27 protein-coding genes and 1 tRNA gene are annotated in these 24,939 nt (G+C 67.4%); 13 read left to right on the forward strand and 15 right to left on the reverse strand.

The window, feature by feature from the left end; all coding sequences use genetic code 11:
* Positions 1 to 7: 7 nt before the first annotated feature.
* The 4 genes from HFGMBDPB_RS07385 to HFGMBDPB_RS07400 all read left to right on the forward strand — a co-directional run bounded on the left by HFGMBDPB_RS07385 (position 8) and on the right by HFGMBDPB_RS07400 (position 3,993).
* Positions 8 to 1,051: a type IV pilus twitching motility protein PilT gene (locus tag HFGMBDPB_RS07385; RefSeq protein WP_016450723.1), complete on the forward strand. Its 1,044-nt coding sequence runs from the start codon at positions 8 to 10 to the stop codon at positions 1,049 to 1,051.
* A 31-nt stretch (positions 1,052 to 1,082) separates the two neighbouring features.
* Positions 1,083 to 1,715 carry a cyclic nucleotide-binding domain-containing protein gene (locus tag HFGMBDPB_RS07390; RefSeq protein ID WP_016450724.1) on the forward strand — a complete coding sequence of 211 codons (633 nt, stop codon included), beginning with the start codon at positions 1,083 to 1,085 and terminating at the stop codon, positions 1,713 to 1,715.
* A 129-nt stretch (positions 1,716 to 1,844) separates the two neighbouring features.
* Positions 1,845 to 2,981, forward strand: a complete 1,137-nt coding sequence (locus tag HFGMBDPB_RS07395; protein WP_016450725.1) for a PilT/PilU family type 4a pilus ATPase — start codon at positions 1,845 to 1,847, stop codon at positions 2,979 to 2,981.
* Between the two features lie 100 nt (positions 2,982 to 3,081).
* The gene (locus tag HFGMBDPB_RS07400; RefSeq protein ID WP_016450726.1) at positions 3,082 to 3,993 is read left to right on the forward strand and encodes an NAD(P)-dependent oxidoreductase; all 912 of its coding nucleotides are present in this window, start codon (positions 3,082 to 3,084) and stop codon (positions 3,991 to 3,993) included.
* Between the two features lie 199 nt (positions 3,994 to 4,192).
* Here HFGMBDPB_RS07400 and HFGMBDPB_RS07405 read toward each other — a convergent pair whose 3' ends face one another.
* The 3 genes from HFGMBDPB_RS07405 to HFGMBDPB_RS07415 all read right to left on the reverse strand — a co-directional run bounded on the left by HFGMBDPB_RS07405 (position 4,193) and on the right by HFGMBDPB_RS07415 (position 6,019).
* On the reverse strand, positions 4,193 to 4,924 hold the full coding sequence (locus HFGMBDPB_RS07405) for a BON domain-containing protein (RefSeq protein WP_016451991.1): 732 nt from the start codon (positions 4,922 to 4,924) through the stop codon (positions 4,193 to 4,195).
* Positions 4,921 to 5,529 (reverse strand): SIS domain-containing protein, encoded by a 609-nt coding sequence (locus HFGMBDPB_RS07410; RefSeq protein WP_016451992.1) that lies wholly within the window; start codon positions 5,527 to 5,529, stop codon positions 4,921 to 4,923. Before HFGMBDPB_RS07410 ends, HFGMBDPB_RS07405 begins: the two co-directional genes overlap by 4 nt.
* Positions 5,530 to 5,602: 73 nt before the next feature.
* Positions 5,603 to 6,019, reverse strand: a complete 417-nt coding sequence (locus HFGMBDPB_RS07415) for a YraN family protein (RefSeq protein ID WP_043820402.1) — start codon at positions 6,017 to 6,019, stop codon at positions 5,603 to 5,605.
* Between HFGMBDPB_RS07415 and rsmI the strand changes: the two genes are divergently transcribed.
* A complete protein-coding gene (gene rsmI, locus HFGMBDPB_RS07420; protein WP_212645147.1) occupies positions 6,019 to 6,960 on the forward strand; it encodes a 16S rRNA (cytidine(1402)-2'-O)-methyltransferase in 942 nt (313 codons plus the stop codon). The two genes, HFGMBDPB_RS07415 and rsmI, sit on opposite strands and share 1 nt — an antisense overlap.
* A gap of 167 nt (positions 6,961 to 7,127) precedes the next feature.
* On the opposite strand, the gene HFGMBDPB_RS07425 is transcribed toward rsmI, so the two are convergent.
* The 3 genes from HFGMBDPB_RS07425 to HFGMBDPB_RS07435 all read right to left on the reverse strand — a co-directional run bounded on the left by HFGMBDPB_RS07425 (position 7,128) and on the right by HFGMBDPB_RS07435 (position 9,917).
* Positions 7,128 to 8,384, reverse strand: coding sequence for an Hsp70 family protein (locus HFGMBDPB_RS07425; RefSeq protein ID WP_016451995.1), 1,257 nt, complete (start codon positions 8,382 to 8,384; stop codon positions 7,128 to 7,130).
* 116 nt (positions 8,385 to 8,500) lie between these two features.
* Positions 8,501 to 9,340 (reverse strand): VOC family protein, encoded by an 840-nt coding sequence (locus HFGMBDPB_RS07430; protein ID WP_212645148.1) that lies wholly within the window; start codon positions 9,338 to 9,340, stop codon positions 8,501 to 8,503.
* A 25-nt stretch (positions 9,341 to 9,365) separates the two neighbouring features.
* Positions 9,366 to 9,917, reverse strand: coding sequence for an OsmC family protein (locus HFGMBDPB_RS07435; protein WP_034400151.1), 552 nt, complete (start codon positions 9,915 to 9,917; stop codon positions 9,366 to 9,368).
* 250 nt (positions 9,918 to 10,167) lie between these two features.
* Here HFGMBDPB_RS07435 and HFGMBDPB_RS07440 point away from each other — a divergent pair, with 250 nt between their 5' ends.
* The 7 genes from HFGMBDPB_RS07440 to HFGMBDPB_RS07470 are packed head-to-tail and all read left to right on the forward strand — an operon-like array spanning position 10,168 to position 17,830.
* Complete coding sequence (locus HFGMBDPB_RS07440; RefSeq protein ID WP_212645149.1) at positions 10,168 to 11,841, forward strand: TIGR04028 family ABC transporter substrate-binding protein; 1,674 nt, start codon at positions 10,168 to 10,170, stop codon at positions 11,839 to 11,841.
* A 28-nt stretch (positions 11,842 to 11,869) separates the two neighbouring features.
* Positions 11,870 to 12,817, forward strand: coding sequence for an ABC transporter permease (locus HFGMBDPB_RS07445; RefSeq protein ID WP_047473056.1), 948 nt, complete (start codon positions 11,870 to 11,872; stop codon positions 12,815 to 12,817).
* Complete coding sequence (locus HFGMBDPB_RS07450) at positions 12,814 to 13,776, forward strand: ABC transporter permease (protein ID WP_212645150.1); 963 nt, start codon at positions 12,814 to 12,816, stop codon at positions 13,774 to 13,776. The genes HFGMBDPB_RS07445 and HFGMBDPB_RS07450 overlap by 4 nt, the downstream gene beginning before the upstream one ends.
* Positions 13,773 to 15,464: a dipeptide ABC transporter ATP-binding protein gene (locus HFGMBDPB_RS07455; protein WP_212645151.1), complete on the forward strand. Its 1,692-nt coding sequence runs from the start codon at positions 13,773 to 13,775 to the stop codon at positions 15,462 to 15,464. Before HFGMBDPB_RS07450 ends, HFGMBDPB_RS07455 begins: the two co-directional genes overlap by 4 nt.
* Positions 15,445 to 16,557, forward strand: coding sequence for a putative FMN-dependent luciferase-like monooxygenase (locus tag HFGMBDPB_RS07460; protein WP_212645152.1), 1,113 nt, complete (start codon positions 15,445 to 15,447; stop codon positions 16,555 to 16,557). The genes HFGMBDPB_RS07455 and HFGMBDPB_RS07460 overlap by 20 nt, the downstream gene beginning before the upstream one ends.
* Entirely contained in the window at positions 16,554 to 17,246 is a 693-nt protein-coding gene (locus HFGMBDPB_RS07465; protein WP_074920795.1) for a CMD domain protein, read from the forward strand. Before HFGMBDPB_RS07460 ends, HFGMBDPB_RS07465 begins: the two co-directional genes overlap by 4 nt.
* Positions 17,243 to 17,830 carry an alkylhydroperoxidase domain protein gene (locus HFGMBDPB_RS07470; protein ID WP_016449182.1) on the forward strand — a complete coding sequence of 196 codons (588 nt, stop codon included), beginning with the start codon at positions 17,243 to 17,245 and terminating at the stop codon, positions 17,828 to 17,830. Before HFGMBDPB_RS07465 ends, HFGMBDPB_RS07470 begins: the two co-directional genes overlap by 4 nt.
* 12 nt (positions 17,831 to 17,842) lie before the next feature.
* On the opposite strand, the gene HFGMBDPB_RS07475 is transcribed toward HFGMBDPB_RS07470, so the two are convergent.
* Positions 17,843 to 19,348, reverse strand: a complete 1,506-nt coding sequence (locus HFGMBDPB_RS07475; RefSeq protein ID WP_212645153.1) for a DASS family sodium-coupled anion symporter — start codon at positions 19,346 to 19,348, stop codon at positions 17,843 to 17,845.
* A gap of 294 nt (positions 19,349 to 19,642) precedes the next feature.
* Here HFGMBDPB_RS07475 and HFGMBDPB_RS07480 point away from each other — a divergent pair, with 294 nt between their 5' ends.
* Positions 19,643 to 19,960, forward strand: coding sequence for a hypothetical protein (locus HFGMBDPB_RS07480; protein WP_016449180.1), 318 nt, complete (start codon positions 19,643 to 19,645; stop codon positions 19,958 to 19,960).
* An 82-nt stretch (positions 19,961 to 20,042) separates the two neighbouring features.
* Here HFGMBDPB_RS07480 and HFGMBDPB_RS07485 read toward each other — a convergent pair.
* From HFGMBDPB_RS07485 to secY, 8 genes are all read right to left on the reverse strand, one after another.
* Positions 20,043 to 20,119 (reverse strand) — tRNA-Met (locus tag HFGMBDPB_RS07485).
* A gap of 21 nt (positions 20,120 to 20,140) precedes the next feature.
* A complete protein-coding gene (gene rplQ, locus HFGMBDPB_RS07490) occupies positions 20,141 to 20,533 on the reverse strand; it encodes a 50S ribosomal protein L17 (RefSeq protein ID WP_012202979.1) in 393 nt (130 codons plus the stop codon).
* Between the two features lie 186 nt (positions 20,534 to 20,719).
* Positions 20,720 to 21,718 (reverse strand): DNA-directed RNA polymerase subunit alpha, encoded by a 999-nt coding sequence (locus HFGMBDPB_RS07495; RefSeq protein WP_012202978.1) that lies wholly within the window; start codon positions 21,716 to 21,718, stop codon positions 20,720 to 20,722.
* Positions 21,719 to 21,830: 112 nt separating this feature from the next.
* A complete protein-coding gene (gene rpsD / locus HFGMBDPB_RS07500; RefSeq protein ID WP_012202977.1) occupies positions 21,831 to 22,454 on the reverse strand; it encodes a 30S ribosomal protein S4 in 624 nt (207 codons plus the stop codon).
* 90 nt (positions 22,455 to 22,544) lie between these two features.
* Entirely contained in the window at positions 22,545 to 22,949 is a 405-nt protein-coding gene (gene rpsK / locus HFGMBDPB_RS07505; protein WP_012202976.1) for a 30S ribosomal protein S11, read from the reverse strand.
* An 18-nt stretch (positions 22,950 to 22,967) separates the two neighbouring features.
* Positions 22,968 to 23,333 carry a 30S ribosomal protein S13 gene (gene rpsM / locus HFGMBDPB_RS07510; protein WP_012202975.1) on the reverse strand — a complete coding sequence of 122 codons (366 nt, stop codon included), beginning with the start codon at positions 23,331 to 23,333 and terminating at the stop codon, positions 22,968 to 22,970.
* Between the two features lie 22 nt (positions 23,334 to 23,355).
* Entirely contained in the window at positions 23,356 to 23,469 is a 114-nt protein-coding gene (gene rpmJ / locus HFGMBDPB_RS07515) for a 50S ribosomal protein L36 (protein WP_003050535.1), read from the reverse strand.
* A 132-nt stretch (positions 23,470 to 23,601) separates the two neighbouring features.
* Positions 23,602 to 24,921 (reverse strand): preprotein translocase subunit SecY, encoded by a 1,320-nt coding sequence (secY, locus tag HFGMBDPB_RS07520; RefSeq protein ID WP_012202974.1) that lies wholly within the window; start codon positions 24,919 to 24,921, stop codon positions 23,602 to 23,604.
* Positions 24,922 to 24,939: the final 18 nt, after the last annotated feature.

Consider the following 24,939-nt stretch of genomic DNA (forward strand, 5'->3'; position numbering starts at 1 on the left):
GAACTCCGTGGACATCACCCAATTGCTGGCTTTCAGCGTCAAGAACAAGGCCTCCGACCTGCACCTGTCCGCGGGGCTTCCGCCGATGATCCGCGTGCACGGCGATGTGCGCCGCATCAATGTCGATCCGCTGGACCACAAGACGGTCCACGCCATGGTCTACGACATCATGAGCGACTCCCAGCGCAAGGCCTACGAGGAGTTCCTGGAGGTGGACTTCTCGTTCGAGATCGAGGGCCTGGCGCGCTTTCGTGTCAACGCCTTCAACCAGTACCGGGGCGCGGCCGCCGTCTTCCGTACCATTCCCAGCAAGATCCTGACGCTGGAGCAGCTCAACGCGCCGCGCATCTTCGCCGACCTGGCCCTGAAGCCGCGCGGCCTGGTGCTGGTGACCGGCCCCACGGGCTCGGGCAAGTCCACCACGCTGGCCGGCATGGTCAACCACCTCAACGAGACCGAGTACGGCCACATCCTGACGGTGGAGGACCCCATCGAATTCGTGCACGACTCCAAGAAGTGCCTGATCAACCAGCGCGAGGTCGGGCCGATGACACAGTCGTTCTCGGCCGCCCTGCGCTCGGCGCTGCGCGAGGACCCGGACGCCATCCTGGTGGGCGAAATGCGTGACCTCGAAACCATTCGCCTGGCCATGACCGCGGCCGAGACGGGCCACCTGGTCTTCGGCACCCTGCACACCTCCAGCGCCGCCAAGACCATCGACCGCATCATCGACGTCTTCCCGGCCGAGGAAAAGGAGATGGTGCGCGCCATGCTTTCCGAATCGCTGCAGGCCGTGATCTCGCAGACGCTGTGCAAGACCAAGGACGGCCAGGGCCGCATCGCGGCCCACGAGATCATGCTGGGCACCAGCGCCATCCGCAACCTGATCCGCGAGGCCAAGGTGGCCCAGATGTACTCCACCATCCAGACGAGTCAGAATGTGGGCATGCAGACGCTGGACCAGAACCTGACCGATCTGGTGCGGCGCAACCTGATCAGCCCGGCCGAAGCGCGCGCCAAGGCCAAGATACCGGACAACTTCCCGGGCTGACCGCCACCGGCCCAGCCTCTCGCCACGCGCCATGAAAAGCATTTTCCGCAAGCTGCGAAGCGGCCAGGACCCTTCGGCCCCGGCCTCCGAGTCGGCCTTCTTCACGACCACGCTGGCGGCGCATGGCTTCATGGACCCGCACACGCCTCCCGTTCCCTGGGAGGCGCGCGCCATCGAGGTGGGCGCCACGCGGCTGCCGCGCGGCAGCGTCACCCAGCTGGAGCAGCTGTGGTCGCGCGACCGTTACCTGGGCCAGCTTGACGCCGCCAGCCTGCACCGGCTGAGCGAATACTTCATCTACGCGGCCGTGGCGCCGCAGCGCGACGTGATCCGCCAGGAGGAGAACGGCAGCTTCATGGCGGTGGTGCTGTCCGGCCAGATCGCCGTGGAGCGCCAGCAGCCCTGGGGCGAGCGCATGCGCCTGGCGCAGACACGGCCCGGCGACATCCTCGGCGAGATGTCGCTGCTCGACGGCGGGCCGCGCTTTTCCAGCTGCACCACGCTGACCGACTGCGAGATCGGCGTGCTCAGCGCCGAGGCGCTGGACGAAATGATGGTCAAGGATGCCGCGCTGGCCGCCAAGCTGATGGCGCTGCTGGCGCGCAAGCTCTCGTTCCGGCTGCGTGCCATCAGCGTGCGCCTGGGCGAGGAGCAGCACACTTAGATGGCGAATGAGTCGGCGAATGAGTCGAATATGAGGACGCCTGGCCCATCCGGGCCGGACCGGACCACCTGCACATAACAAAACAACCTGCGCGCCACGACGGCGCGCAATGCCCGGGGGAATACGGCAATGGAAAGAGATCAGGCCACCAAGTTCATCAACGACCTGCTCAAGCTCATGGTCAGCCGCAACGGCAGCGACTTGTTCATCACGGCGGAATTCCCGCCGGCGATCAAGATCGACGGGCGCATCACCAAGGTGTCGCCGCAGCCGCTGTCGCCGGTGCACACGCTGACGCTGGCGCGCTCCGTCATGAGCGACAAGCAGATCGCCGATTTCGAGCGCACCAAGGAGTGCAACTTCGCCATCTCGCCGCCGGGCATCGGGCGCTTTCGCGTCAACGCCTTCATCCAGCAGGGCCGCGTGGGCATGGTGATGCGGACGATTCCGCTGGCCCTGCCCACCATCGACAGCCTGGGCGTGCCCCAGGTGCTCAAGGAAGTGACCATGACCAAGCGCGGCCTGTGCATCCTGGTCGGCGCCACGGGCTCGGGCAAGTCCACCACGCTGGCCGCCATGGTGGACTGGCGCAACGAGAATTCCTACGGCCACATCGTGACCATCGAGGACCCCATCGAATTCGTGCACCCGCACAAGAACTGCGTGGTCACGCAGCGCGAGGTGGGCCTGGACACGGACAGCTGGGAAGCAGCGCTCAAGAACTCCCTGCGCCAGGCACCGGACGTGATCCTCATGGGCGAAATCCGGGACCGCGAGACCATGGAGCACGCCATCGCCTTCTCGGAAACCGGCCACCTGTGCCTGGCCACGCTGCACGCCAACAGCGCCAACCAGGCGCTGGACCGCATCGTCAACTTCTTCCCCGAAGAGCGCCGCCCGCAACTGCTGATGGACCTGTCGCTGAACCTGCGCGCCATGGTCTCCCAGCGCCTGCTGCCCAAGCAGGACAGCAAGGGACGCGTGGCCGCCATCGAGGTGATGCTCAACTCGCCGCTGATCTCCGACCTGATCTTCAAGGGCGAAGTCACCGAGATCAAGGAGATCATGAAGAAAAGCCGCAACCTGGGCATGCAGACCTTCGACCAGGCGCTGTTCGACCTGTTCGAGTCCAACCTCATCACCTACGAGGATGCCCTGCGCAATGCGGACTCGGTCAACGACCTGCGGCTGCAGATCAAGCTGGGCAGCCAGCGCGCCAAGTCGCTGGACCTGGCGGCGGGCACCGAGCATTTCGCCATCGTCTGAACGCGCCTTCAGCGCGCCGAGCCGGGACACCGGCTCCTTCCAGGGCCGCACACCGCGCGCCCCTGCGCCACCCGCTCCCACCACCTCTCAGGAATCCCCCATGTCCGACTCCTCCATCGCCGCCCGCAGCTATGCGGCCATCGCTCCCCTCTCCGTAGCCTTCCTGGGGCTGGGCGTCATGGGCTATCCCATGGCCGGCCACCTGGCCACGGCAGGCCACCGCGTCACGGTCTACAACCGCACGCAGGCCAAGGCCCGCGCCTGGTGCGAGGAGTTCAACGGCGGCCATGCGGCCACGCCGCGCGAGGCCGTGGCCGGCGCCGACATCGTGTTCAGCTGCGTGGGCAATGACGATGACCTGCGCTCGGTCGTGCTGGGGCCGGACGGCGCCTTCGCGGGCATGCGCCGCGGCGCCATCTTTGCCGACCACACGACGGCATCGGCCGAAGTGGCGCGCGAGCTGCATGCGGCCGGGCTGGAGCTGGGCCTGCAGTTCATCGACGCACCCGTCTCGGGCGGCCAGGCAGGCGCCCAGAACGGCCAGCTCACCGTGATGTGCGGCGGTGACGAGGCCGCCTTCGCCACCATGCAGCCCGTGGCCATGGCCTTCTCGCGCGCCTGCACGCTGATGGGCGACAGCGGCGCCGGCCAGCTCACCAAGATGGTCAACCAGATCTGCATCGCAGGCCTGGTCCAGGGCCTGTCCGAGGCCATCGCCTTCGGCCAGCACGCGGGCCTGGACATTCCCGCCGTGCTCGACGTCATCGGCAAGGGCGCAGCCCAGAGCTGGCAGATGGACAATCGCGGCCGCACCATGGCCGAAGGCAAGTTCGACTTCGGCTTTGCCGTGGACTGGATGCGCAAGGACCTGGGCCTGGTGCTGGCCGAGGCCCAGCGCAACGGCGCCCGCCTGCCCGTCACGGCCCTGGTGGACCAGTTCTATGCCGATGTGCAGCAGATGGGGGGCAGGCGCTGGGATACCTCCAGCCTCATCAAGAGGCTCACCCCCTGAGCGGCTTACGCCGCTTCCCCCTCTCTACTTGTTTCGCAAGGGAGGGGGACGACACCATCGCTGCGGGGCGGCCCTTGCTTGGTGTCCCTGGCTTTAGGCCCTGCCAGATTCAAGTGCTATGCCCTGAGGAACGAGATCTTCCTATGTCCAAAACAAAAAGCCGGAACATGTTCCGGCTTTTGCTTTCAGGCGGCGGTGATCACTTCACCGGGGTGGCGGTGGCGCCTGCGGGGGTGGACAGGCTGCTTTCCGAGAGGCTGGTGGGAGCGCTGGCTGCGGCGGCCTTGCCGGAGTCGTCGGTGACCACGGGGGCGGACTGCGGCTGCATGCGGGCCAGTTCGTCCTCGGAGATGACTTCCACCACGCGCACGACCTTGGTCACGTCGTTGATGCCGCGGGCGATCTCGGCGCCGCGCTTGGCTTCGCGCGGGGTGACGATGCCCATCAGGAAGACGACCTTGTTCTCGGTCACGACCTTGAAGGCCGAGGCCTGGATGTCCTTGGCGTCCAGCAGGCTGGCCTTGACCTGGGTGGTGATCAGGGTGTCCTTGGAACGCTGGCTCAGCGTGGAAGTGAAGGGCGCCACCACCACTTCGTTGAAGACATTGCGCACCGTGGGCTGCTCGCGCACGAGCTTCTCGATGGTCTGGCGGTCGGCCTCGTTGCCGGCCTCGCCGGTCAGCAGCACCTGGCGGTTGTAGCTGGTGACGTTGACATGGGCCTTGTCGCCCAGCACTTCGGAGATGCGGTTGTTGGCGCGCAGCTCGATGCCCTGGTCTTCCACCTGGGTGCCGGTGGTGCGGCGGTCCGCCACCGACATGCCGGCCATCACGGCGCTGCCGCCCACCAGGGCGACGCAGCCCGACAGGGCGGCGCCCAGGGACGCAACAGCGAGCACACCGCAGGCGGCGCGGGACCAACGGAACTTCATAGAGGCATCTCCTGTTCACCAAGTAACTGGGCATCCACGCCGTCGCACAGGCAGTGCAGCACCAGCGTATGGGTTTCGCGCACGCGCGCCGCACGGTCGTGCGGCACGCAGATCAGAACATCGGTCTCGCGCACGCGGCCGGCCAGGGAGCCGCCCGTGCGGCCGGTCAGCACCACGGCCATCATGTCGCGCTCATGGGCGGCATCCAGGGCCTCCAGCACGGCCACGTCGTTGCCCGTGGCGGACAGCACCAGCAGCAGGTCGCCGGGCTGGCCCAGGGCGCGTATCTGGCGCGCCAGGTACTGGGTGGCGTTGCCGCCCGAGCCCGTGGCGCCCACGGTGCCCAGCAGGCCGCCGTCGGACACCAGGGCCACGGCGGCCAGCTCGGGCCGGTCGCGCTCGAAACCGGCCACGCACAGGGCGGCGAAGAGCTGGGCGTCGCTGGCCGAGGCGCCAGCGCCGCAGGCCAGGACCTTGCCGCCGCTGGTCACGCAGGCCAGCATGGCCTGTACCGCTGACGCAATGGGCTGGCTCAGCGCCTGGGCGGCCTGGTATTTCAGGTCGGCGCTGTCGATGAAATGCTGTTGGATACGTTGCTCAAGCATGGAGGCCCGATGATAACTGCCGCCCTTGAAGTCTTTCGTAGCCAGGCGTTATTTGTGCTGCAGCGGTAACGGATCAGGCGCCTTCGGCGTCAAAGGCGGCCTGCAGCCACTGCACGGAGGGCCCGGCGCCGGGCTCGACCAGCACCACGTCGAAGCGGCATGGCGGCGGCGCGGACCAGCGCATCAGGTAGTGGCGCGCCGCAAATACGATGCGCCGCTGCTTGGTGGCACCGATGCTGGCGCCGGCACCGCCGAAGGCGCGCGTGCCGCGGCTGCGCACCTCGACGAAGACCACGGTGCCGTCGCGCGCCTGCACGATGAGGTCGATCTCGCCGCCGCCGCGGCCAGGCGTCCGATAATTGCGCTCGACCAGACGCAGGCCGGCCGCCTGCAGATGGGCCAGCGCCGCATCCTCGGCCTGCTGGCCCCGATGCCGGGTCGTGAGGGCAGACGGCCCCGCGCCTGCCGGCTTTTTCGCAAGGAAACCCATTGACTACCTCTTTCGCCACCGCGCTGGGCGCAGCCAAGGATGCTGCGGCATCCCAGCATTATCCGCAGGGCGCCCTCTACGTGGTGGCCACTCCCATCGGCAACCTGGCCGACATCAGCCTGCGCGCCCTGCATGTGCTGCAGCTGGTGGACTGCGTGGCCTGCGAGGACACGCGCCACACGCAGGGCCTGCTGCGCTCCTATGGACTGGACCGGCCCGGCAGCCAGCTGCTGGCCGTGCACCAGCACAACGAGGCCGAGGCGGCCCAGCAGATCGTGGCGCGGCTGCAGCAGGGCCAGCGCATCGCCTATGTCAGCGATGCGGGCACGCCCGGCGTCAGCGACCCTGGCGCACGCCTGTGCGCCGCCGTGCAGGCCGCGGGCCTTCGCTGCATTCCGCTGCCCGGCGCCAGCAGCATCACGGCCGCCATCAGCGTGGCCGGTGCGGTCACGCCTTCGCAGGGCGAGGGAGGTTTCGTCTTCGCAGGCTTTCTGCCCACCAAGTCGGCCGAGCGCCTGGCCGCCGTGCAGCAACTGGCCCTGCAGCCGCGCTGCACCGTGCTGCTGGAGGCCCCCCACCGCATTGCCGACCTGGCCGCCGCGCTGGCCACGCTGGGCGAGCGCCCGGTGACGCTGGCACGCGAGCTCACCAAGCAGTTCGAGGACATTGCCACCATGCCCGCCAGCGCGCTGCCGGACTGGCTGCAGGCCGTGCCCCAGCGCAGCAAGGGCGAATTCGCCGTGGTGCTGCACCCGGTGGCCCTGGGCGGCGATGAGGCCGACGCCGACGCCCTGCGCGTGCTGCGCCTGCTGCTGGCCGAGCTGCCCACCAAGACCGCCGTGCGCCTGGCCGCCGAGATCACGGGCGCACCGCGCAACCGCCTCTATGACGCCGCGCTGGCGATCAAGCAGGCCGCCGAGGAGGACCCGATAGAGGATTAAGCCCAAGGCGGCAGCACCACAGTGGCCTTCACCCTCAGGGACACCGAGCAAGGGCCTACGCCGGCCGCGCCGCCCCGCCGCGAGGGTGTCGCCGGTTGCCCGTACGCCCCCCGCGTAGCGAGAGGGGGCGCCGTGCAACGGGAAGCGGCGCAGCCGCTCAGGGGGACTTATGCGTACGCCAGGCCGGTGGCCACGCCACCGAACAGGTCGCCCTCGACCTGCGGCACGCCGGGGAAGGCCTCGCGCAGCGCATCGCGCAGCGTGCGCAGGGCCGACGAGCCGCCCGTGAGGTAGATGGCGTCCAGCGCCTGGGGCGCCACGCCGGCCAAGCGCAGGCAATCCTGGGCACAGGCAACGACCTGCTGCAGCGGGCCTTGCAGCTGCTCGTGCAGCACCTCGGGCGAGATGGCGGCGGACAGGCCCGATTCCAGCCAGCCCAGCTCGATGGGCGACTCGGCATGGCGCGTGGAAGCCTCGATCTTGGCCTGCTCCACGACGGCGGCCAGGCGGTGGCCTTCGCGCAGTTCCAGCACGTCCATCAGGCGCTTGTGCAGGCGCTGGTCGCTGTAGTCGGTGCGCAGGTTGCGCGCCTCGGCCAGGGCCTTGGGCGAGTACAGCCACTGGATCAGGTGCCAGGTCGAGAGGTCGAAGAACACGCGGCTGGGCACTTCGCGGCCGCTGGGGCCGGTGTGGCGGTAGCCCAGCAGCGGCATGATCTGGGCCAGGTTGAGCCGGTGGTCGAAGTCCGTGCCGCCGATGTGCACGCCGCTGGTGGCCAGGATGTCGTCGCGGCGGTCGCGGCGGCCGGCCTGCTCGGGCCCCAGGCGCACGACGGTGAAGTCGGAGGTACCGCCACCGATGTCCACCACCAGCACCACGGATTCCTGCGTGAGGCGCTGCTCGTAGTCCAGCGCGGCGGCGATGGGCTCCATCTGGAAATCCACTTCGCCCAGGCCGGCGGCGCGCGCGGCGTCGGCCAGGGCCTGCTGGGCCTGGCGGTCGCGCTCGGGATGGTCATCCACGAAGTGCACGGGCCGGCCCAGCACCACGCGCTCGGGCAGGCGCCCGTCCAGCGAGGCACGCGCCCGGTCGGCCACGCGGCGAAGGAACAGTCCGATCACATCCTGGTAGCTGACCAGCTGGTCGTGCACGGCCGTCTTTTCCTGCAGCAGCGCGCTGCCCAGCAGGCTCTTGAGCGAGCGCATGAGCCGGCCCGGCTCGCCATCCAGGTACTGGGCCATGGCGTCGCGCCCGAAATGCGTGCTGTGCTCATCCGTATGGAAGAACAGCGCCGTGGGCATGCCGCAGGCATCGCCTTCCAGCGGCAGCAGGCGTGCGGGCTGGCCGGGCACGCGCCAGGCCATGGCGGAGTTGGAGGTACCGAAATCTATGCCCAGCGTGGCAGGAGAGGAAGCAGTCGTCATGGCAAGCGGCGCCGCGCCACGGCAGCCTGCGAAGGCTGCAGTGGCTGCAACGAAAACGCCCACCGGAGTGGGCATGGGTGTCAGCGGGGCGCCATTCTATCGCCCGCGCATTGCGCCTAGGCGGCAGCGGTTTCCCGGGGCAGGGAATCCTGGGCGAGCACGATGCGCACGCCATGCGTGGCGGCCTCGTCCAGTGCCCGTGCAGGCGCAGGCCGCCGCACGTCCAGCCCGATCGCATAAGGGCCTTCGCCGCGCGTGGCCAGCCGGTGGCCCAGGGCGCCCGTGGCCACGCCCTGGGCTGGGGCAGACAGCACCAGCTCGGTGGCGCCCGGCCCCGTGCCCCCCAGCTTCAGCGAGGCGCGATAGGCGCCGCCATCGGCCGACAGGCGGGCCTCGCCGATGTCGGCGCCCTCGCCCAGCAGCGCGCGCCAGCGCGCCAGGCTGGCCCGCAGGTCATGCACGGCCACGTGCAGCCGGGCCACGCCGGTGGCGCCGTTGGCATGCACGCGCGCATCGCCCTCAGGCACGCGCAGGGCGCGCGGCGTGAGGTCGCCGCAGAGAAAGGGCAGGTCCTGGCTGCGGGCGCGTGCGTTGCGCCAGCGCAGCTGCGCGCCGTCGGGGCGCAGGCGGCCGCCTTCGTAGGGCGCCTCGTAGTCCAGCCCGCGCGCCTGGGCTGCGGCGACCACGGCGCCGGTCTCGGTGGGCAGCAGCGCGAAATCGACAATGCCCTCGCCATGGCGCTGCAGCTGCTGCCACCAGCGTTCCTCGGGCGCGGGTGCGCGCCAGGCGATGAGTTCGAAATAGGCGCCGTCGGCAAACACCACCAGGGCGTTGTGCGTGGAACGGCCCGGGTGCTCGCCGCCGCGCAGCACGTTGAAGCCCAGCGCGGTGTAGTCGGCAATGGAGCGTTCCAGGTCCTGGACCGCGATGACGATGTGGTCGAGTGGCAGGGTCATGGCAGGGGTGCTTTCCGCACGGTGTTCAGGCCGCCAGGCGCGCGGCGGCGCTGGAGTCGGTGTGGCGCACTTCGGCGCGGATGTTCTGCGGATTGCGCAGCAGGTTGAGGATGGGGCAGGTGCGCTCCACGGCCTCGAACAGCGCATCGATCTCGGCGCGGCTGGCGGGCGAGTCGATGTGCACGGTGTAGCCGATCTCATGCGGCCAGATGGGCGTGGCCTCGTGGCCGGGCCTGCCGCCGCGCGGATCGATGATGCCCGTGACTTCGACCTCCAGGCTCTCCACGGGCACCTGGCGCTCGGCCGCCTGGATCAGAAAGATGTGGGTCACGCAGGTGCCCAGCACGCCCAACTGCAGCTCGGGCGAGCTGGGGCCGAGGTTGTAGCCCGCGAAGTCGGGCGGGCTGTCGCTGATGACCTGGTGCTCGCGTATGCGCAGGCGGCGCACGCCGCTGCGGCCCTCGGCACGCACATGGGCCTTGAGGTGGGCGGGCTGGGCCGTGCCGGCCGCGACGGCGGCGCTGCGGGCGAGCACGGCGGCGCGTTTTTCGGCGAGGTATTCGTTGAGATGGCTCATGGACTGGCTTTCGGTGAAGAAGTACCAGCCCATTGTTGGGACCGCCGCATGCGCGGCAAACAAACGAATCCGTCTGCGCTTATGCACTGGGCAGATATGCGGTGCCCCCATCCCTTAGTCGTTTTCCAAATAACGATGCAACTCGATATATGAGCGCAAATATTTGCCATCGATAGCATGAAAAACATGGAGCCGGTCCTGTGGCCGGCAGTCTTGTTTTTCAGCGCCCCAGCGGCGGCGAGGTACGAACGTGTTTTCCCAATCGAAGGCGGGTCAGGCGGCATGGAAGGCCGCGATAGCGGTATTGGCGGGCAGCAGCCTGCTGCTGGCGGCGTGCTCCAGGCAGGCCGATACGGCCCAGGCAGGCGCGGCTGCTGGCCCCGTGGAAGGCGGCACCCTGGTCTACCTGGAGCAGCAGGCCCATACCAACCTCTATCCGCCGGCCGGGGGCTTCTATCCCAACGGCGGCGTGCTCAACCAGATCACCGACAAGCTGACCTACCAGGACCCGAAGACGCTGGAGATCCAGCCCTGGATCGCCGAGTCCTGGACCGTGAATGCCGACGCCACCGAGTACCGCTTCAAGCTGCGGCCCGGCGTCACCTTCTCGGACGGCACGCCGCTGGACGCGGCGGCCGTGGCGCGCAACTTCGACACCTATGGCCTGGGCAACAAGGCGCTCAAGCAGCCGGTGTCCGAGGTGATCAACAACTACGAGCGCAGCGAGGTGGTCGACCCGCTGACGGTGAAGTTCTTCTTCAGGAAGCCTTCGCCGGGCTTTCTGCAGGGCACTTCGGTGATCGGCTCGGGCCTGGTCTCGCCGGCCACGCTGGACCGCCCCTTCGAGGAGCTGGGCGACGCCACGCGCATCATCGGCTCCGGCCCCTTCGTGGTGGCCAGCGAGACGCTGGGCAAGGAGCTGGTGCTCAAGGTGCGCAAGGACTACGCCTGGGGTCCCGCCAAGCTGGCCCACCAGGGCCGCGCGCGGCTGGACGAGGTGAAGTTCATCGTCACGCCCGAGGACAGCGTGCGCATCGGCGCGCTGCTGGCCGGCCAGGCCGGGCTGATCCGCCAGATCCAGGCCTATGACGAAAAGCGCGTCGAGGACCAGAAGTTCAACATCTACGCCCCGCCCACGCGCGGCGTGAACAACAGCGTGGCCATCCGCCCCGACAACGCCCTGGTGGCCGACCTCAGGGTGCGCCAGGCCCTGCTGCATGGCACCAACGCCAAGGAGATCGTGGAGACGCTGTTTTCGCCGCGCTATCCGCAGGCACGCTCGGTGATTGCCTCCACGGCGGCCGGCTTCGTGGACCTGTCGGCCAAGCTGGCCTATGACGAGGCCAAGGCGAAACAGCTGCTGGACGAGGCCGGCTGGACGCTGGGCGCCAACGGCCTGCGCCAGAAGGACGGCCGCGATTTCGTGCTCTCCACCTACGAGTCCCTGCCCCAGCCGCAGAACAAGGAGACGCTGCAGCTGGTGGCCCAGCAGTGGGCCCGCCTGGGCATCAAGCTCAACGTGCTGTCGGGCGACGCGGGCAGCCGCGCGGTGGACACGCTGGACCCCGACAAGACCGGCGTGCTGCCCGGCATGGTGGGCCGCGCCGATCCCGACGTGATCAAGAGCAACTACTACCCGACCAACCGCAACGTGCTGCTGCAAAAAGGCGGCGTGAGCCAGAAGGTCAAGTCCTTCGAGGACACCAGGCTCAACGGCCTGTTCGACGCCATCGCGGCCGAGACCGATGCCGCCAGGCGCCTGGCGCTGGCCGGCGAGGTGCAGAACTACCTGATCGACCAGGCCTATGTGATCCCCATCTTCGAGGAACCCCAGGCCTTTGCGGGCGCAGGCTGGGTGCGTGACGTGGGCTTCGAGGCCGTGGGCCGGCCCAGCTTCTACAGCACCTGGCTGGCCAGGCGCTGACCGGAACGCTTCCTGAGGAACCGCTCCCATGCCGCGCCGCTATCTGCTCAGCCGCATCGCCCAGGCCGCCCTGGTGCTGTGGGCGGCCTTCACGGTCTCGTTCATCCTGCTGCAGCTGCTGCCGGGCGATGCCGTGCTGATCAAGTTCCTGAACCCCGAGCTGGGCCTGGGCCCGCAGGAGATCGCCGACATCCGCGCCGCCTACGGCTCGGACCAGCCCGTGTGGCAGCAGTACCTGCACACGCTGGGCCAGTTCCTCACGGGCCATTTCGGCTATTCGCTGCAGGCCGGCGTGCCGGTGAGCCAGGGCCTGGCCACCAGCCTGCCGCCCACGCTCAAGCTCGCGGCCCTGGGCTTTGCCGCAGCCGCGCTGCTGGCCGTGGCGCTGGCGGCGGCTGCCAGCCTGGCGCCCTTTGTCTGGCTGCGCAACGCGCTGTATTCGCTGCCTTCGGTCTTTGTCTCGGTGCCCGTGTTCTGGCTGGGGATCATGCTGATCCAGGTGGTGTCGTTCCGCCTGGGCTGGATCGCCGTGATCAATCCCGGCCCCTGGGAAGGACTGGTGCTGCCCACGCTGACCCTGGCCGTGCCGATCTCGGCGCCGCTGGCCCAGGTGCTGCTGCGCAATATCGACGCCGTGCTGGCCCAGCCCTTCGTGGCCGTGGCACGGGCCAAGGGCGCCTCGCGCCGCTGGGTGCTGCTGCGCCATGTGGCACGCAATGCCCTGCTGCCCACGCTGACCATTGCCGGCGTGCTGTTCGGCGAGCTGCTGGCCGGCGCCGTGGTGACGGAGGCCGTGTTCGGCCTCAACGGCCTGGGCACGCTGACCCAGCAGGCCGTGGGCAACCAGGACACGGCCGTGCTCCAGGCCGTGGTGGTCGTCTCGGCCGCCGCCTTCGTACTCATCAACCTCGCCGTGGACCTGCTGTACCCGCTGCTTGATCCGCGCCTGCGCCATTCCGTGGAGAACCGGCCATGAACACTGCCGTCTCAAGCGCTCTTTCCCCGGCCCTGGATGCCCAGGCCGCGCCCGCCACTCCCACTCCCACTCCCATTCCCACGGCGCTGCCAGCGTCGTCCCTGGCCCCTGCGCCAGCCGCCCCGCGCCGCAGCTTCGCCTTGCCGGCCCGCCTGCAATCCCTGAAGCGCCTGCCGCCCACGCTGGCCCTGGCCTGGCTGGTGATTGCCGTGGCCGCGCTGTGGGCGCTGGCGCCCGGCTGGTTCGCCCACCAGAACCCGATCGCGGGCCAGGCCGGCCAGCAGTTGCTGGCGCCCGGCGCCGCGCACTGGCTGGGCACGGACGCGCTGGGACGCGACCTGTGGGCGCGCGTGGTGCATGGCGCCGTACATTCGCTGTCGGGCGCCTTCGTGGCCGTGGGCGTGGGCCTGGCCGTGGGCACGCTGATCGGCCTGCTGGCCGGGGCCACGGGCGGGCGCACGGAAGATGCGCTGATGCGCCTGGTCGATGTGCTGCTGGCCGTGCCTTCGCTGCTGCTGTCGCTGACCATCATCATCGTGCTGGGCTTTGGCACCATCAACGCGGCCATTGCCGTGGGCGTGGTCTCGGTGGCCAGCTTCGCGCGCCTGGTGCGCTCGGAGGTGGTGCGCGTGCACCGCTCCGACTACGTGGAGGCCGCTTTCGGCAGCGGCGGGCGCTTTGCCGCCGTCCTGTGGCGCCATGTGCTGCCCAACTCGCTGACCTCGGTCATCGCCATGGCGGCGCTGCAGTTCGGCTCGGCGATCCTTGCGATTTCCACCCTGGGTTTTCTGGGCTACGGCGCGCCGCCGCCCACGCCCGAATGGGGGCTGCTGATCGCCGAGGGCCGCAACTACATCGCCACCGCCTGGTGGCTGACCACGGCGCCGGGCCTGATCGTGGTGGCCGTGGTGCTGGCGGCCAACCGCATCGCCACGGCCTTCGCACGGAGGCCTGCATGAGCGCCGCCATCGAGGAACGCATCCACGCCGCACCAGCGGTGGCAACCACCGCCCCCGTGCTCGAAGTGCAGGACCTGGCCGTGGCCTACCGCGATGCCGCAGGCCAGGCGCAGCGCGTGGTGCACGGCGTGTCGTTTTCCGTGGCGCCAGGCGAGGTGGTGGCCCTGGTCGGCGAGTCGGGCTCGGGCAAGACCACCACGGCGCAGGCCGTGATCGGCCTTTTGGCCGACAACGGCCGGCGCGAGCACGGCAGCATCCGCCTGCAGGGCACCGAGGTCTCGGGCTGGCCGGCCGCACGCTGGAACGCCATCCGCGGCCGCGTGGTCAGCCTGGTGCCGCAAGACCCCACCATGTCGCTGAACCCCGTGCGCACGGTGGGCGACCAGGTGGGCGAGATCCTGCGCATCCACGGACTGCGCGACCGCACGGCCGTGCAGGCGCGCGTGCTGGAGCTGCTGGCCCGCGTGGGGCTGTCCCAGCCCGCGCTGCGCGCACGCCAGTATCCGCACGAACTGTCGGGCGGCATGCGCCAGCGCGTGCTGATCGCCATTGCGATTGCGCTGCGGCCCGCCCTCATCATTGCCGACGAGCCCACCAGCGCGCTGGACGTGACCGTGCAGCGGCGCATCCTGGACCTGATCGACGCGCTGCGCCGCGAGACCGGCACGGCCGTGCTGCTGGTCACGCATGACCTGGGCGTGGCGGCCGACCGCTCGCACCGCCTGGTCGTCATGCAGGGCGGCCGCATCCAGGAGCAGGGCCCCACGCTGGAGCTGCTGCGCAATCCGCAAAGCGCCTATACGCGGCGGCTGCTGGCCGATGCGCCTTCGCTGGCGCCCGCACCGCGCCGCACGCCCAGGCCCGCCACCACCGATGACTGGGCCATCGAGGTCGAGGACCTGGTGCACGAGTTCGCGGCCCCCGGCCATGCCTCGGCCCACGGGCGCGGCATCTTCCGCGCCGTGGACGGCGTGTCGCTGCGCGTGCGCCGGGGCAGCACGCATGCCATCGTGGGCGAGTCGGGCTCGGGCAAGACCACCACCATCCGCGCCATCGTGGGCCTGGGCCGGCCCACGGCGGGCCGCATCAGCATCGAAGGCACCGAGGTCACGGGCCTGCGCGGCGAGGCCCTGCGCCAGCTGCGCCGCCGCGTGCAGCTGGTCTACCAGAACCCGTTCAGCTCTCTGGACCCGCGCCAGAGCGTGTTCGACATCATCGAGGAGCCCCTGCTGAACTTCGACCCGCTGCCGGCCGATGAGCGCCGCCGGCGCGTGCACGACATGCTGGAGCGCGTGGGCCTGCCGGCCGCCGTGCTGCAGCGGCGCCCGCATGCGCTGTCGGGCGGCCAGCGCCAGCGCGTGGCGATTGCGCGCGCCCTGGTGCTGCAGCCGCAGGTGCTGGTGCTGGACGAGGCCGTATCGGCCCTGGACGTGACGGTGCAGGCGCAGATCCTGGCCCTGCTCGCCCAGCTGCAGCAGGACCTGGGGCTGACCTATCTCTTCATCTCGCACGACCTTGCCGTGGTGCGCCAGATCGCCGACACGGTATCGGTGCTGCGCGCGGGCCAGGTGGTGGACGCGGGCAGCGTGGAGGAGGTGTTCCAGCGCCCCACCAGCGACTACACGCGTGAACTCATGGACGCCATTCCCGGCAAAAGGAGCATTGATTTTGTCCCTCACCCCGCCTGATACCAACCGTGGCCACGGCTCCCGCACCGGCCCGCGCCTGGGCTTCTTCAGCCGCCTGCTCGACGATGCGCCGGCCGGCGAGCGCTACCGCCTGGTGGCCGAGCAGATCGCCCATGCCGAGGCCCAGGGCTTCGACTCGGCCTGGGTAGCCCAGCACCATTTCCATGAAAGCGAGGGCGGCCTGCCCTCGCCCTTCGTCTTCCTGGCCCATGTGGCGGCGCGCACGCGGCGCATCCGCATCGGAACGGGCGTGATCACGCTGCCGCTGGAAAACGCGCTGCGCGTGGCCGAGGATGCGGCCGTGCTGGACCTGCTGACCGGCGGCCGCCTGGAGGTGGGCCTGGGCACGGGCGGCACGGCCGAATCCTTCGAGGCCTTTGGCGTGCAGGGCGCCGAGCGCGGCGCCGTCTTCGCGCGCAACTTCGGCGTGCTGCAGGACGCCTGGGCCGGGCGCGCGCTGGCCGGTGGCGTCCACCTGTACCCGGCCGCGCCGCAGCTGCTGGAGCGCGTCTGGCAGGCCACGTTCTCGGCCGAGGGCGGCGCGCGGGCCGGGGCCAACGGCGACGGCCTGATGCTGTCGCGCACCCAGCCACGGCCCGAAGGCGCGCCGCAGGCCACGCTGTCCGAGATCCAGAACCCCATCATCGACGCCTACCTTGCCCGCCTGCCCGCGGGGCGGGCGCCGCGCATCCTGGGCTCGCGCACGCTGTTCGTGGCCGACCGCCGAGACGAGGCGCTGCGCTGGGCCGAGGCCGGCCTGCGCCGCGTGGCCCGGCGCCATGCCGCCCAGCCCTCGCAGTGGGCGGCCCGCGTCGATCCGCAGGCGCCGCTGGCCGATCTCATCGCCGCCTACGACGTGCATGTGGGCACGCCCGACGAGGTCATCGCCTCGCTGCGCGCCGACACGGCGCTGGCGCGCGTGAGCGACATCGTCTTCCAGGTGCATTCCATCGACCCGCCGCACGACGCCATCCTGCGCTCCATCGAGCTGACGGCCGCCCATGTGGCACCAGCCCTGGGCTGGCGCCGTGCAGATCTGCAGGCACCCTCTTCCCTCCCCGCAGCCCGGGCCGGACTGCTGCAAGCCGCATGACCATGAACACCACCGTACAGCCCCGTTTTCCGGACGACGTCATCGACCACCTCGCCGGCATCACCCCCGGCAGCGCCCTGGACCGCGTGCGCCGCCACCGCACCGAGGCGCGCACGCAGGCCCAGCAGAGTTTTGCCGCCCTGTTCACGCCCGCCGAGCCCGTGCCCGGCACGGTCTCGCTGCGCGAGCGGCTGGCCCTGGCAGCCTTCACGGCCGGGCTGCATGGCGAGCCGCGCAGCGCCGTCTTCTATGCGAAGGCGCTGGCGGCCGAAGAGGCGGAACTGGCTGCCGCCGTGGCATCCGAAGTCGTGCGGGGCCGTGCACAAAGCCTTCAGCCCGGCAGCGGCCCGCACGGGCCGTACGGCCGCTACCCGGCAGGCCCGCTGAGCCGCGAAGACCAGAGCGGCCCCGCCTATGCCGTGGACCCGGCCCATGCCGCGCTGCTGGGCGCGCGCCTGGCCGCGGCGCTGGCCCATGCGCACCTGCTGGCCTACCACCCGCGCGACGCCAGCGCCGGGGCCCTGCAGGCGCTGCAACAGGCGGGCTGGAGCGAGACGGACATCGTCATCGTGTCCCAGCTGGCGTCCTTCCTGTCCTTCCAGATCCGCGTGGTGGCGGGGTTGCGCGTGCTGGCTGCACGCCCCGCGTCCCCGGCAGCCCATCAACCCACCCTGCAAGCCCAGCCATGACCTCAACGAACTCCGCCGCTCCCCAGGTCTTCACCCAGGAACAGCTCGACTGGCTGCCATGGATTGAGCCGCTGGACGAAAGCGAGCTGACCGAACGCCACCATGCAGGCCTGGTCGATGCCTCACGCGCGCAGTCCCCCTACTTCCGCCTGCTGGCGCGCGACCCCGACACGCTGGGCGCACGCACGCGCACCGACAAGGACATCTTCTACAACCCCGACGCCGGCCTGCCGCGTGCCGAGCGGGAGCTGGCGGCCGCTGCCACTTCGCGCGCCAATGGCTGCATCTACTGCGCCTCGGTCCATGCGCGCTTTGCCACGCACTTCTCGCGCCGGGGCGGCGACGTGCAGCGCCTGCTCGACGAGGGTCCGGGCACGGACCTGGGGCCGCGCTGGAACGCCATCGTCACGGCGGCCGTGGCGCTGACCCAGACGCCGCCTGCGCTGGAGCCCGCCCACATCGATGCGCTGCGCGCCGCCGGCCTGGACGATGCCGCCATCTCCGATGTGCTGCACGGCACGGCCTTCTTCAACTGGGCCAACCGGCTCATGCTGTCGCTGGGCGAGCCACGGACCACCGCATGAGGGCTTTCGCCCTCACCACAGGCCCAGCAGCTTCCACCAGGCGCTGCCGACCACGGCAAAGACCAGCAGCTCGATCACGCACATGGCCGCGCCCACGCGCCACCAGTTGCCCAGCGTGACATAGCCGCTTCCGAAGATGATGGGCGAAGTGCCGGTGGCGTAGTGGGTCAGCGTCATCATGATGGCCGAGCCGGCCGTCATCATCAGCATGAAGGGCACGACATAGTCGGCAGGAATCAGCTGGGCGCCCACGGTCAGGAAGGCCAGCATCATGGCGCTGATGTGGGCCGTGGTGCTGGCGAACAGGTAGTGCGAGAACACGAACACGCCCACCAGGATGGCCGCCACCGGCAGCCAGTCCAGGCCGCTGGCGACGATGGCGTTCTTCATGCCCACGGCAAACCAGGACACCACGCCCAGCTTGTTGAGCTGCTCGGCCAGCATGACCAGGGCGCCGAACCACACCAGCGTGTCCCAGGCGCTTTTCTCGGACAGCACGTCATCCCAGTCGATGGTGCCCGTGATGATCAGCACGAACAGGCCCAGGAAGGCGACCACCGTCGGGTCCAGCGTGAAAGCAGGCCCGAACAGCATCTGCGGCACGTTGGCCCACAGCAGCAGCATCAGGCCGAAGGTGCCCAGCATCACGCGCTCCTTGCCCGACAGCGGCCCCATGCGGGCCATCTCGCTGCGCGCGTACTCCACGGCATTGGGCGTGGCCTTGAGTTCGGGAGGCGACAGCAGGTAGATCACCAGCGGCATCAGCAGCAGGCACAGCAGGCCCGGCAGCAGCATGTACAGCGCCCAGGTGGTCCAGCTCAGGTGCAGCGCCTGGCCCGTGGCCTGGGCCACGAAGTCCACCACCAGCGGATTGGGCGCCGTGGCGGTCAGGAACATGGCCGAGGTGATGGGATTGGCGTGGTAGTTGACCAGGGCCAGATAGGTGCCCACCTTGCCCTGCGTACCCTTGGCCGGGTCCGACTCGAAGGCATTGGCGATGGACTTCATGATGGGGTGCACGATACCGCCGCCGCGCGCCGTGTTGCTGGGCGTGAACGGTGCCAGCACCAGCTCGCAGATCGCCAGGCCGTAGCCGATGCCGATGGTCCGCTTGCCCAGCAGCGCGATGAACATCAGTCCGATGCGGTTGCCCAGCCCCGTCTTCTTGAGGCCGCGCGAGATCAGGATGGCCACCACGATCAGCCAGATCAGCGGGCTGGAAAAGCTGCTCAGCGCATCGGTGACTGCGCCCTTGGACGAGCCTGACGTGACCTGGGACAGCGAGACGATCACGATGGCCATCAAGGCCATCACGCCAATGGGCATGACCTTGAGGATGATGGCCACGATGGTGGTCAGGAAAATGGCCACCAGCTGCCAGGCCTTGGGCGTCAGCCCCTCGGGCACGGGCACCAGCAGCAGCCCGAACAGCACGGCGGTGGCGATCAGCGCCGGCACCAGCCGGAACGGCACGGCCGACTTGAAGTAGCGGAACAGCGAGGCAATCTTCTCGAGCATGTGGATCCTTTGCGTTGCCGGAGCGGCGCCGAGAGAGCATGGCCTGCCGGGAGCAAAAGCCCACCAGCCTGCACGGGCACTGGCGGCCGCGCCGCATGACTGACATCATGATGCAGTGCAGCATGAGCCCGGCTTCCAGCGGGCGCCTGCGCCACCGAAGTTTGACAGGCATCAAGGCCGGGCCAGTAAACCTGGCGACCCAGGCCACCGAGCCCCGCTCACATGACAGCATCCCCAGACCGGGTGCCTTTCGCCCCGGTGTACCCATGCAGTGAAAAAAGGAGAAAAGCCGACATGCCAGCCAACCGATTCTTGCCCGAGGAATGGGAATGCCGGCTCCAGGAGATCGACCTGGAGATCGCCCGCCACGCCGTCATCTGCAAGATCCCGCTGCTGCAGGCCGGCGTGGTGGAGCGCGTGCTGGCCGATGACGCCAGCGTCTGCGGCGGCGACCACGAGGCCGCTTTCAAGACCCTGCGCGGCCTCTTGTACATGCACTACACCGAGCTGCTGCACATCAGCGAGGTGCTCAGCCCCGATGCCGCCCAGGAAATCGCCCACCGCGTGCGCCTGCGGCTGGGCCAGCGCATCGGCAACCAGCTGGGCGGCTGATGCCGGGCTGTCTGCCTGGCCTTTGCCCTGGCGCGAGGGCATGAAAAAAGGGCTACGACAGTTGTCGTAGCCCTTTTCAATTTGGTTGCGCGAGAAGGATTTGAACCTCCGACCTTTGGGTTATGAGCCCAACGAGCTACCAGACTGCTCCATCGCGCGGTATTCCAAAATTATAGCAGATTATTCAGCTGCCTTGGCTTCGGCGGCGCCTTCTTCAGCGCGCTCGACCAGTTCCACGAAGGCCATGGGGGCGTTGTCGCCCACGCGGAAGCCCATCTTCAGGATACGGGTGTAGCCACCAGGACGCTTTGCGAAGCGGGGGCCCAGCTCGTTGAAGAGCTTGGTCACGCTGTCGCGGTCGCGCAGGCGGTCGAATGCCAGGCGGCGGTTGGCAACGGTGTCGACCTTGGCCAGGGTGATCATGGGCTCGATCACGCGGCGCAGTTCCTTGGCCTTGGGAACGGTGGTCTTGATGGCTTCGTGCTCGATGAGCGAATTCATCATGTTCTTCAGCATCGCCAGGCGGTGCGAAGAGGTGCGATTGAGTTTGCGGAGGCCGTGACCGTGACGCATGGTGCTTTATTCCTAAAATATGTAATTAGGGCTTGCGCAAACAAGGATGCAAGCCTGGACCCGTTACCGGATCTGCAGCTTGCCTCAACCGAATTTGCGCAAGTTGTTGATTAATTCGGGCAGCCGTATCAGGTACTGCCCGAGGCACTGAGGCTCTCCAAAAAGGAGAGCCCGCAATTATAGTGCTTAGCGCTTTTCCAGGCCAGCAGGCGGCCAGTTCTCCAGCTTCATGCCCAGCGTCAGACCGCGGGAAGCCAGGACTTCCTTGATCTCGTTGAGCGACTTGCGACCCAGGTTGGGGGTCTTGAGCAGCTCGTTTTCGGTACGCTGGATCAGGTCGCCGATGTAGTAGATGTTCTCTGCCTTGAGGCAGTTGGCCGAACGCACGGTGAGTTCCAGCTCGTCCACGGGACGCAGCAAGATGGGATCAAAGGCGGTTGCGGCACCACGGCCACCGGCCGGAGCATCGAAGACGCTGGCGATATCGCCGCCGTCCAGCTGAGCGAACACGGCGAGCTGTTCCACCAGGATCTTGGCGGAGGCGCGCACGGCGTCCTCGGCAGTGATCGCACCATTGGTTTCGATCTCCACCACCAGCTTGTCGAGGTCGGTGCGTTGTTCAACGCGGGCCGATTCGACGGCGTAGCTCACGCGCTTGACGGGCGAGAACGAAGCGTCCAGCACGATACGGCCGATCGACTTCGTGGACTCGTCGCCATAGCGGCGCACATTGCCGGGCACATAGCCGCGGCCCTTCTCGACCTTGATCTGCATGTCCAGCTTGCCGCCTTGCGACAGGTTGGCGATGACATGATCAGGGTTGATGATTTCCACGTCGTGGGGCGTCTGGATGTCGCGCGCCGTCACGACGCCTTCGCCATCCTTGCGCAGGGAGAGCGTGACCTCGTCGCGGTTGTGCAGCTTGAACACCACACCCTTGAGGTTCAGCAGGATGTTGACCACATCTTCCTGGACACCGTCAATGGACGAGTACTCGTGCAACACACCAGCAATCGTCACTTCCGTCGCTGCGTAACCCACCATGGACGAGAGCAGGACACGGCGCAGGGCATTGCCCAGCGTATGGCCGTAGCCACGCTCAAACGGCTCCAGAACAACTTTGGCGCGATTGTGGCCAAGCTGCTCGACATTGATCGTCTTGGGCTTCAGCAAATTGGTTTGCATGCAGACTTCCTCTCAATACCCCCGGCTCGTTACACCGGTAAGGCTGGTGAAGCACCCCAGCGCGATGCCTCGCGGCTGGGGGACGGTTTTACAGAAATGTCGCTGCGCGGAATTAACGCGAGTACAACTCAACGATCAGGGATTCGTTGATGTCTGCACCGAACTCGTCGCGGTCAGGCGACTTCTTGAACGTGCCTTCAGCCTTGTCGGCCGACACTTCCACCCATGCGGGGAAACCGACTTGACCAGCCAGTTGCAGGGCTTCGACGATGCGGGCCTGCTTCTTGGACTTTTCACGCACGGCGACCACGTCACCCACCTTCACCATGTAGGAAGGGATGTTGACGGATTGGCCGTTGACCGTGATGGCCTTGTGCGACACCAGCTGACGCGCTTCCGAGCGGGTCGAGCCGAAGCCCATGCGGTACACCACGTTGTCCAGACGCGACTCCAGCAGCGACAGCAGATTGGCACCGGTGTTGCCCTTCTTCTTGTCGGCGGCTTCGAAGTAGCGGCGGAATTGCTTTTCCAGCACGCCGTACATGCGCTTGACCTTCTGCTTTTCACGCAGCTGCAGGCCGAAGTCGGAAGTACGCTGACCGGAAGTGCGGCCGTGTTGGCCGGGCTTGGTGTCGAACTTGGACTTGTCGGCGATCGAGCGACGTGCGCTCTTCAGGAACAGGTCAGTGCCTTCACGGCGGGAGAGTTTGGCCTTGGGGCCGATATAGCGTGCCACTTGATTTCCTTTGTGTCATCTGCCGTGCACAAGCACGGGAGCCGCCCGCGATGTTACACATCTGGGCGGCGGTGGGCTTGGTGAAAAAGCTTAGATACGACGGCGCTTTTGAGGGCGGCAGCCGTTGTGGGGAACCGGCGTCACGTCCGCGATGGAAGTGATGCGGATGCCCAGGGCGCCCAGGGCGCGAACCGAGGATTCACGGCCAGGACCGGGACCCTTGATTTCGACGTCCAGGTTCTTGATGCCCTGTTCGATGGCAGCACGACCAGCCACTTCCGAAGCCACCTGGGCAGCGAAGGGAGTCGACTTGCGCGAACCCTTGAAGCCCTGGCCACCCGACGAGGCCCACGACAGAGCGTTGCCTTGGCGGTCGGTGATGGTGATGATCGTGTTGTTGAACGAAGCGTGCACGTGGGCAATGCCGTCCGAAATGTTCTTACGGACTTTCTTGCGAACGCGCTGTGCAGCGTTGTTTGCGGGAGACTTAGCCATAGTGATCTTTCAATCTCTTTATTTCTTCAAAGCCGCGGCACCCTTGCGCGGACCCTTGCGGGTACGTGCATTCGTGCGGGTACGCTGACCACGCATGGGCAGGCCACGACGATGACGGAAACCGCGATAGCAACCGATGTCCATCAAACGCTTGATGTTCATCGTTGTTTCGCGACGCAGATCACCTTCCAGCGTCAGGGAAGTCAGCTGATCGCGGATCTTTTCCAGATCGCCGTCAGTCAGTTCCTTGATTTTCTTGGAATATGCGATGCCAGCGGCTTCGCAGATCTTGCGTGCAGTGGTGCGACCGATCCCATAGATAGCGGTCAGGCCGATTTCAGCGTGCTGATGCGGCGGGATGTTAATGCCAGCGATACGTGCCATTATTCGTCCTCAAACTTTCCTATCAACCCTGGCGCTGCTTGTGGCGCTGGTCCGTGCAGATCACTCGCACCACACCCTTGCGGCGGATGATCTTGCAGTTACGGCAGATTTTTTTGACCGAAGCCGAAACTCTCATTTCATTCTCCTAAAACTCTACATCCGTTACGGCCTATCGACCGGGAAACATGCCCGCGATGGATAGATCGAATGGGCGTCTACTAACTCTTACTGGACCCGCCGGCACCGCCGGCCAGGCCCATCACTTAGTTCAATTGCCAAGTGTCGCTTTGAAGTTCGCCTTTTTGAGGAGCGATTCGTACTGTTGCGACATCATGTAGTTCTGCACCTGGGCCATGAAGTCCATGGTCACCACCACAATAATCAGCAGTGATGTACCACCGAAGTAGAACGGGACGTTGTACTTCAGGATCAGGAACTCGGGCAACAAGCACACGAATGTGATGTACACCGCACCAGCCAGGGTCAGGCGAACCAGGATCTTGTCAATGTAGCGGGCCGTCTGGTCACCGGGACGGATCCCGGGGATGAAGGCACCACTCTTCTTCAGGTTGTCGGCGGTTTCCCGGCTGTTGAACACCAGGGCCGTGTAGAAGAAGCAGAAGAAGATGATGGCGGTGGCGTAGAGCATCACATAGATCGGCTGACCGGGGGTCAGCGTGCTAGCAATGTCCTTCAGCCAGCGCATGGATTCCCCTGCACTGAACCAGTTCACAACGGTCGCCGGCAGCAAGATGATCGAGGAAGCGAAGATGGGAGGAATGACCCCCGCCATGTTCAGCTTCAGCGGCAAGTGCGAAGACTGACCGCCATACACCTTGTTACCCACCTGACGACGCGCATAGTTCACCAGGATCTTGCGCTGTCCCCGCTCGACAAACACGACGAAGTACGTCACGGCTGCCACCACGAGAACGATGAAGATCGCGGCCAGGATGCTCATGGCACCGGTGCGCACCAGCTCCAGCAGACCACCGATGGAGCTCGGCAGACCTGCGGCGATACCTCCAAAGATGAGGATCGAAATGCCGTTGCCCAGACCACGTTCCGTGATCTGTTCACCGAGCCACATCAGGAACATGGTGCCGGCCGTCAGGCTGACCACCGCCGTGAGGCGGAAGCCGAAACCGGGGCTCAGAACCAGACCTGCGGAGCTTTCCAGAGCCACGGCAATTCCCAGGGACTGAAAAATCGCCAGGCCCAGAGTGCCATAGCGGGTGTACTGGGTGATCTTGCGACGACCCGATTCACCTTCCTTTTTCAGCTGCTCGAATGTAGGGACCACATAGGTCATGAGCTGCATGATGATCGATGCCGAGATGTACGGCATGATCCCCAGTGCGAACACCGTGAAGCGCGACAGCGCCCCACCCGAGAACATGTTGAACAGATTGAGAATGCCGCCCTGCTGGCCATTGAACAGCTGCTGCAGCTGCGCTGGATCGATGCCCGGCACGGGGATATGAGCCCCGATGCGGTAAACGACCAGCGCGAGCAACAGAAAAACCAGACGGCGGCGAAGATCGCCGAATTTTCCGGTTTTTGCAATTTGAGCTGCGCTAGTAGCCACGGATGTCTTCTTTCAGAT

The organism is Delftia sp. PE138 (assembly GCF_018320755.1).
Classification (GTDB): Bacteria; Pseudomonadota; Gammaproteobacteria; order Burkholderiales; family Burkholderiaceae_C; genus Comamonas; species Comamonas tsuruhatensis.

Excerpts from the sequence above, each read along its gene's own strand:
- HFGMBDPB_RS07390 (WP_016450724.1), top strand. The coding sequence starts at position 1,083 with ATGAAAAGCATTTTCCGCAAGCTGCGAAGCGGCCAGGACCCTTCGGCC.
- HFGMBDPB_RS07395 (WP_016450725.1), top strand. The coding sequence starts at position 1,845 with ATGGAAAGAGATCAGGCCACCAAGTTCATCAACGACCTGCTCAAGCTC.
- HFGMBDPB_RS07400 (WP_016450726.1), top strand. The coding sequence starts at position 3,082 with ATGTCCGACTCCTCCATCGCCGCCCGCAGCTATGCGGCCATCGCTCCC.
- HFGMBDPB_RS07405 (WP_016451991.1), bottom strand. The coding sequence starts at position 4,924 with ATGAAGTTCCGTTGGTCCCGCGCCGCCTGCGGTGTGCTCGCTGTTGCG.
- HFGMBDPB_RS07410 (WP_016451992.1), bottom strand. The coding sequence starts at position 5,529 with ATGCTTGAGCAACGTATCCAACAGCATTTCATCGACAGCGCCGACCTG.
- HFGMBDPB_RS07415 (WP_043820402.1), bottom strand. The coding sequence starts at position 6,019 with ATGGGTTTCCTTGCGAAAAAGCCGGCAGGCGCGGGGCCGTCTGCCCTC.
- HFGMBDPB_RS07425 (WP_016451995.1), bottom strand. The coding sequence starts at position 8,384 with ATGACGACTGCTTCCTCTCCTGCCACGCTGGGCATAGATTTCGGTACC.
- HFGMBDPB_RS07430 (WP_212645148.1), bottom strand. The coding sequence starts at position 9,340 with ATGACCCTGCCACTCGACCACATCGTCATCGCGGTCCAGGACCTGGAA.
- HFGMBDPB_RS07435 (WP_034400151.1), bottom strand. The coding sequence starts at position 9,917 with ATGAGCCATCTCAACGAATACCTCGCCGAAAAACGCGCCGCCGTGCTC.
- HFGMBDPB_RS07445 (WP_047473056.1), top strand. The coding sequence starts at position 11,870 with ATGCCGCGCCGCTATCTGCTCAGCCGCATCGCCCAGGCCGCCCTGGTG.
- HFGMBDPB_RS07450 (WP_212645150.1), top strand. The coding sequence starts at position 12,814 with ATGAACACTGCCGTCTCAAGCGCTCTTTCCCCGGCCCTGGATGCCCAG.
- HFGMBDPB_RS07455 (WP_212645151.1), top strand. The coding sequence starts at position 13,773 with ATGAGCGCCGCCATCGAGGAACGCATCCACGCCGCACCAGCGGTGGCA.
- HFGMBDPB_RS07465 (WP_074920795.1), top strand. The coding sequence starts at position 16,554 with ATGACCATGAACACCACCGTACAGCCCCGTTTTCCGGACGACGTCATC.
- HFGMBDPB_RS07470 (WP_016449182.1), top strand. The coding sequence starts at position 17,243 with ATGACCTCAACGAACTCCGCCGCTCCCCAGGTCTTCACCCAGGAACAG.
- HFGMBDPB_RS07475 (WP_212645153.1), bottom strand. The coding sequence starts at position 19,348 with ATGCTCGAGAAGATTGCCTCGCTGTTCCGCTACTTCAAGTCGGCCGTG.
- HFGMBDPB_RS07480 (WP_016449180.1), top strand. The coding sequence starts at position 19,643 with ATGCCAGCCAACCGATTCTTGCCCGAGGAATGGGAATGCCGGCTCCAG.
- rplQ (WP_012202979.1), bottom strand. The coding sequence starts at position 20,533 with ATGCGTCACGGTCACGGCCTCCGCAAACTCAATCGCACCTCTTCGCAC.
- HFGMBDPB_RS07495 (WP_012202978.1), bottom strand. The coding sequence starts at position 21,718 with ATGCAAACCAATTTGCTGAAGCCCAAGACGATCAATGTCGAGCAGCTT.
- rpsK (WP_012202976.1), bottom strand. The coding sequence starts at position 22,949 with ATGGCTAAGTCTCCCGCAAACAACGCTGCACAGCGCGTTCGCAAGAAA.
- rpsM (WP_012202975.1), bottom strand. The coding sequence starts at position 23,333 with ATGGCACGTATCGCTGGCATTAACATCCCGCCGCATCAGCACGCTGAA.
- rpmJ (WP_003050535.1), bottom strand. The coding sequence starts at position 23,469 with ATGAGAGTTTCGGCTTCGGTCAAAAAAATCTGCCGTAACTGCAAGATC.